We start from the raw sequence: 6,481 nt of genomic DNA, 5'->3' as shown, positions 1-6,481 counted from the left end.
TTCCTCGGTGCTTTCCAGGTTTTCGCTTTCGCGTTTCCCTTTCCGGCGGTTCCGACTTTATCAGAACTTCCGGGCCGGTCTGACCGGCCATCCGTTTCCGATTTCATCGGGAGTGGCTTCGTCGAAATCGATTCCGAGAAGCGGATAGATTCTCAAAGCTGCCGACCGGATCAGGTCCAGTCCAGGCAACTGTTTAAATCTACCTCCCCACGCGCTCCGTGTCAACGGCTCTCGCGGGAACGAAGAGGACAGTAGCAGCTCGGCGGGCGTGGATGCACATCAGGCGGCGGTCGGCACGCTGGCGCTTCGCTCGGCGGACTCCACGTCGCCCGTCTCGCCGGCGCGGGCCGCTCGGCCGCCGAGGAGATAGACGTACGCCAGGAAGGCGAGCTCGGCGACGACGCCGATGGTGATGCGGGCCCATGTCGGCAGGCCGGACGGGGTGACGAAGCCTTCGATGGCACCCGCGACGAACAGGACGAGGGCGATCCCGATCGCCATGCCGATCGCGGCGCGGCCCTCCTCGGCCAAGGCCGCGCGGCGGGTCCGCGGTCCCGGGTCGATGACGGTCCAGCCGAGACGAAGACCGGTGCCGGCGGCGACGAAGACGGCGGTGAGTTCCAGCAGGCCGTGCGGCAGGACGAGGCCGAGGAAGGTGTCGAGGCGGCCCGCTCCGGACATCAGGCCGAAGCCGATGCCGAGGTTGAGCATGTTCAGGAAGAGGATCCAGATGACCGGGAGGCCGAGGAAGACGCCCATCACCAGGCACAGGGCGGCCGCCTGGGCATTGTTCGTCCACACCTGGGCGGCGAAGGACGCCGCGGGGTGGCTGGAGTAGTAGGACTCGTACTGCCCGCCGGGGCGGGTCAGCTCGCGCAGTTCGGCCGGGGCCGCGATGGTGGCCTGGACCTCGGGGTGGGTGCCGATCCACCAGCCCAGCAGGGCCGCGATCAGGGCGGAGAGCAGCGCGGTGGGCACCCACCAGTGGCGGGAGCGGTAGACCGCGGCGGGGAACCCGTGCGTGAGGAAGTGCGTGACGTCGCGCCAGGAGGCCCGGCGGGTGCCGGTGACGGCTCCGCGCGCGCGTGCGACCAATTGGCTGAGCCGGCCGGTGAGCTGCGGGTCGGGAGCGCTCGACTGGATCAGGGACAGGTGGGTGGCGGTGCGCTGGTAGAGGGCGACGAGTTCGTCGACTTCGGGGCCGGTCAGCCGGCGCCGGCGCCCGAGCAGGGCATCCAGGCGGTCCCACTCCGCACGGTGGGCGGAGACGAAGACGTCGAGGTCCATCGGTGTGCCTGCTCCTCGGCTGCTCGGCGGGGACTCGTCGTGGATGTCAGCTTGTCGTACTGGGGCACGATGTGCGCTCAGCTTGGCAGACTGGCCGTTCTCGGGGCAGGCCAGGGGAAGGACGGGCGGGCGTGAGTGAGCTGGTGACGGGCGAGGCGGTGGCGCTGGAGCTGCGCCCCGCGAGGCTGCCCAGCAGGGCGCTGGCCGTGCTGCTCGATCTGGCCGTGGCGGTGCTGGCCTATCTCCTCGTGTCGATCGTGCTGGTGGTCACGACGGCCTCGTGGGACGAGGCCGCGCGGACGGCGGTGTCCGTCGCGACGTTCGTGCTGGTTCTGGTGGGTGCCCCGATCGCGGTGGAGACGCTGAGCCATGGGCGTTCGCTCGGGAAGCTGGCGTTCGGGCTGCGTGTGGTGCGGGACGACGGTGGGCCGATCCGGTTCCGGCACGCGCTGGTGCGCGGGGTGATCGGGGTCATCGAGATCCTGGTGACGTTCGGGGTCGTCGCCTGTATCGCCTCGCTGGTCTCGGCGCGGGGGCGGCGGCTCGGGGACGTGTTCGCCGGGACGCTAGTCGTCCGGGAGCGCGTGCCTGCCGCGCGCGTGGGGTTCGTGCCGCCGCCTCCGCCCTGGCTGGCCGGGCGGTTCGCGGGGCTCGATCTGTCGGCGGTGCCGGACGGGCTGTGGCTGGCGGTGCGGCAGTACCTGGCACGGATGCAGCAGCTCGATCCGCAGGTGGGCTGGGCGATGGCGGAACGTCTCGCCACCGATCTGGCGGCTCGGACGGGGACTCCGGTGCCGCCGGGGGTGGCTCCGGCCGCCTATCTGGCGGGGGTGCTGCAGGAGCGGCAGGCGCGAGAGGTTCGGCGGGTGCACGGGAGCGGTCCGACGGGCGGGACGGCCCGGCATTCCGGCGGAGGCCCGACCGTGGGCGGATCGCCTCACTCCCACTCTGCTCACTCCAGTCACGCGGCTCGGAGCGGTCAGGCCGATCACTCCGGTCGGTCCGGTTACTCCGGCCGGGGTGAGGTGCCGCCTGCTTCCGGCGATCGTCCTGCCACGGGGTTCGTGCCCCCGGCGTAGGCACCGCCGGTCGCCCCTCGCCCACTCAGCCGAAGGCGGACGGCGGCGATTCCAGGTCCTCCAGTTCGATGCCGGGGGCGGCCAGGACCACGTCGCCGGAGATGTGCACGGCGTGCTGCTCGCCCGTGTCCAGGGCTGTGACCTGGTATTCGTCCACGGCCAGGGGGCCGTTGTCAGTGGCGTGTGTTTCTCTTCCCACCAGGGCCCAGGACTGGTCGAGGGTGCGCGGGGCGAGGACCGGGTCCGTGAAGGCGACAAGGCGTACGCGGGTGGCCGAGCCGGAGGGGGTGAGGCGCAGGAGACGGGCGGTGGCGATGAGGAAGGCCGGGGACGTGCCGGTGAAGGCGTGGGCGGGGACGTTGCCTTCGGTGGCGTGGGCGCCGGTGGGGTCCGTGCGCACCCAGGTGACGCCGTCGAGGGCGGCGCCGCGCACCTGCCAGCCACCCGCGTGCAGTTCCAGGCGGATGGGGCGGCCGAGGTCGTCGAGGGCGAGGTCGACGGAGCCTCGGTGGTCGCCCGCGAGGGTCGTCAGCTGGGAGACGTAGCGCCAGCCGGAGGGACCGGGGGCGCAGTGGAAGTGCTCTTCTGCGAGGGGGGTGTGATCGTGCGGATCGTGGAGCGAATAGCGGCCGCGGGGCATGGGGGTCCTGGGGTCTGACGGGCCGGTCCGGGACGCTGCCGACACGGACCGGTTCGGCCAAAGGGGCAGGCCCCCGGCACGGGGGTGCGGGGGCCTGCCTCGGAGGACGGTGACTGAACCGGGTGGCTCAGTAGCGGTAGTGGTCCGGCTTGTACGGGCCCTCGACCTTCACGCCGATGTACTCGGCCTGCTCGGGGCGGAGCGTGGTCAGCTTCACGCCGAGCGCGTCCAGGTGGAGGCGGGCGACCTTCTCGTCGAGGTGCTTGGGCAGCACGTAGACGTCGGTCGGGTACTCGTCGGGCTTGGTGAACAGCTCGATCTGGGCCAGGGTCTGGTCCGCGAAGGAGTTGGACATCACGAACGACGGGTGGCCGGTGGCGTTGCCCAGGTTCAGCAGGCGGCCCTCGGAGAGGACGATGATCACCTTGCCGTCGGGGAACGTCCAGGTGTGGACCTGCGGCTTGACCTCGTCCTTCACGATGCCGGGGATCTTGGCGAGGCCGGCCATGTCGATCTCGTTGTCGAAGTGGCCGATGTTGCCGACGATCGCCTGGTGCTTCATCTTGGCCATGTCGCCGGCCATGATGATGTCCTTGTTGCCGGTCGTGGTGATGAAGATGTCGGCGGTCTCGACGACCTCGTCGAGGGTCGTGACCTGGTAGCCGTCCATCGCGGCCTGGAGGGCGCAGATCGGGTCGATCTCGGTGATGATCACGCGGGCGCCCTGTCCGCGCAGGGACTCCGCGCAGCCCTTGCCCACGTCGCCGTAGCCGCAGACGACCGCGGTCTTGCCGCCGATCAGGGTGTCGGTGGCGCGGTTGATGCCGTCGATCAGGGAGTGGCGGCAGCCGTACTTGTTGTCGAACTTCGACTTGGTGACGGCGTCGTTGACGTTGATCGCCGGGAACAGGAGGGTGCCTTCGCGCTGCATCTCGTACAGGCGGTGGACACCGGTGGTGGTCTCCTCGGTGACGCCGCGGATCTCGGACGCCAGCTGGGTCCACTTCTGGGGGCTCTCGGCCACCGTGCGGGTCAGCAGTTCGAGGATGACGCGGTGCTCCTCGGACTCGGCGGTGTCGGGCGAGGGGACCTTGCCGTCCTTCTCGTACTCGACGCCCTTGTGGACGAGGAGGGTGGCGTCGCCACCGTCGTCCAGGATCATGTTCGGGCCGCCGGTGGGGGTGTTCGGCCAGGTCAGCGCCTGCTCCGTGCACCACCAGTACTCCTCCAGGGTCTCGCCCTTCCAGGCGAAGACCGGGACGCCCTGCGGGTTGTCGGGCGTGCCGTTCGGGCCGACGGCGATGGCGGCGGCCGCGTGGTCCTGGGTGGAGAAGATGTTGCAGGAGGCCCAGCGGACCTGAGCGCCGAGCGCGACCAGGGTCTCGATGAGGACGGCGGTCTGCACGGTCATGTGCAGGGAGCCGGTGACGCGGGCGCCCTTGAGGGGCTGCGCCTGCGCGTACTCCTTGCGGATCGCCATCAGGCCCGGCATCTCGTGCTCGGCGAGGGTGATCTCCTTGCGGCCGAACTCGGCCAGGGAGAGGTCGGCGACCTTGAAGTCCTGTCGGTTGTCGACAGTCGTCATTACGAGCTGCTCCTCGGGGGTTGGGTCGAGGTGGGTACGGCTGGTCTGCGCGGCGGCGGACACTGGGGTGCCCGAAAGAGGGCACAGGAATGCCCGCGTACGCGCAGCGCAGTCCGTCGGAGGCCCTCTCTCCCTCGGTCGGTCCCCGGTGGGACCGCCCGACCGCCATCAGCAGCGACGTCTGGCTCCGTCCCAAGCTACACCGGTCGGCCCTGCTGTCCCCAGCCCATGGAGGAACACATCGCGCATATCACGGTGGCTTCCGCGTCTTCGCGGCCGGCGGCGGGTGGTGCAGGATGCGGGGGTCCCCCCACGGGGCGAAGCAGCACGACGTAAGGAGATCGACGTGACCAGTCCGGCCGGACCTCCCCCCACCGGCGGCGAGGGCAAGCGGTTGAGGCTGCTCGCCGTGACCGCGTGCCCGACCGGCATCGCGCACACGTACATGGCGGCGGAGAAGCTCGCGCAGGCGGCGCGGAGCCGCGGCATCGAGATGAAGGTGGAGACGCAGGGCTCGATCGGGGCCGAGAACGTGCTCGATGACAACGATGTCAGCCAGGCGGACGGTGTGATCGTCGCGGCCGACAAGGATGTGGACCTCGACCGTTTCGCGGGCAAGCGGGTCCTCAGCGTCGGGGTCGCCGAGGGCATCCGCCATCCAGAGCGGCTGATCGAGCGGGTGCTGTCGGCGCCGGTGCACACACCGAACGGCGCCGCCACGCCGAGGGGCGCCGCCACACCGAGGGGTGCCGCCACACCGAGGGGTGCGACCACGCAGGCGGGCACCGTCGGCGGCAGTGGCGGTGGCGGTGGCGGTGGCGGCGGCAAGCAGCGGAGCGTCGCGTACAAGGCGCTGATGAACGGGGTCAGCTACATGATCCCGTTCGTCGTGGTCGGCGGACTGCTGATCGCCGTCTCGCTGTCGCTGGGCGGGCACACCGACCCGTCCGGTGGTCTGGTCATCCCGGAGGACTCCTTCTGGATGGACGTCAACAGCGTCGGCGTCATCGGCTTCACGCTGATGGTGCCGATCCTGTCCGGCTACATCGCCTACGCGATCGGCGACCGGCCCGCGCTGGTGCCGGGCATGATCGGCGGCTGGATCGCCAACACCGGGGAGCTGTACGACTCCGAGGCGGGCGCCGGGTTCATCGGGGCGATCGTGACCGGGTTCCTGGCCGGGTACCTGGTGGCCGGGATCAAGAGGGTCCGGGTGCCGAAGTTCGTGCAGCCGATCATGCCGATCATCGTCATCCCGATCGTGGCGACGACCGCCCTGGGACTGTTCTTCATCTACGTCATCGGGCAGCCGATCTCCTGGGTGTTCGAGCATCTGACCGACTGGCTGAGCGGGATGACCGGGACGAGCGCGGTGCTGCTCGGCGCCATCCTGGGGCTGATGATCGCCTTCGACATGGGCGGACCGGTCAACAAGACGGCGTTCCTGTTCGGCGCGGGGCTGATCGCCACCGGCAACCAGACGGTCATGGGCATGTGCGCGGCCGCGATCCCGGTGATGCCGCTCGGTCAGGGCCTGGCCACGCTGATACGGCGGCGGCTGTACAGCGAGCAGGAGCGGGAGACCGGCCTGGCCGCGCTGTTCATGGGCTGCTTCGGCATCTCCGAGGGCGCGATCCCGTTCGCGGCGGCGCGCCCCGCGCAGGTCATCCCGGCCAACATGCTGGGCGGCGCGGTGGCCGGTGCGGTCGCCGGGCTCGCCGGGGTGGAGGACGCGGTGCCGCACGGCGGGCCGGTCGTGGCGGTGCTGGGCGCGGTGAGCGGAGTGCCGATGTTCTTCGTGGCGGTGGTGGCCGGCTCGGTGGTGACCGGGCTGGCGACCGTGGCGCTGATCGGCTTCGGTGAGCGGGGGCGCGGGAGCGAGCGGGGACC

General features: G+C 70.6%; 5 protein-coding genes. 2 read left to right on the top strand and 3 right to left on the bottom strand.

The window, feature by feature from the left end:
- Nucleotides 1-279: 279 nt before the first annotated feature.
- Nucleotides 280-1,287 carry a stage II sporulation protein M gene (locus CCN42_RS35135; protein WP_086741437.1) on the bottom strand — a complete coding sequence of 336 codons (1,008 nt, stop codon included), beginning with the start codon at nt 1,285-1,287 and terminating at the stop codon, nt 280-282.
- A gap of 131 nt (nt 1,288-1,418) precedes the next feature.
- Here CCN42_RS35135 and CCN42_RS35130 point away from each other — a divergent pair, with 131 nt between their 5' ends.
- Nucleotides 1,419-2,366, top strand: coding sequence for an RDD family protein (locus tag CCN42_RS35130; protein ID WP_245877610.1), 948 nt, complete (start codon nt 1,419-1,421; stop codon nt 2,364-2,366).
- A gap of 25 nt (nt 2,367-2,391) precedes the next feature.
- On the opposite strand, the gene CCN42_RS35125 is transcribed toward CCN42_RS35130, so the two are convergent.
- On the bottom strand, nt 2,392-3,006 hold the full coding sequence (locus tag CCN42_RS35125; RefSeq protein WP_086741436.1) for a hypothetical protein: 615 nt from the start codon (nt 3,004-3,006) through the stop codon (nt 2,392-2,394).
- A 127-nt stretch (nt 3,007-3,133) separates the two neighbouring features.
- Nucleotides 3,134-4,591, bottom strand: coding sequence for an adenosylhomocysteinase (gene ahcY / locus CCN42_RS35120; RefSeq protein WP_086741435.1), 1,458 nt, complete (start codon nt 4,589-4,591; stop codon nt 3,134-3,136).
- A gap of 346 nt (nt 4,592-4,937) precedes the next feature.
- Between ahcY and CCN42_RS35115 the strand changes: the two genes are divergently transcribed.
- Nucleotides 4,938-6,481 (top strand): PTS fructose transporter subunit IIC (locus CCN42_RS35115; RefSeq protein ID WP_107427697.1); only part of this gene is annotated, 1,544 nt, incomplete at its 3' end.

Source organism: Streptomyces glaucescens (assembly GCF_002154375.1).
Taxonomy (GTDB): Bacteria; Actinomycetota; Actinomycetes; order Streptomycetales; family Streptomycetaceae; genus Streptomyces; species Streptomyces glaucescens.
Note: the sequence above shows the minus strand (reverse complement) of the source record. Positions and strands in the feature narration are given on the sequence as shown.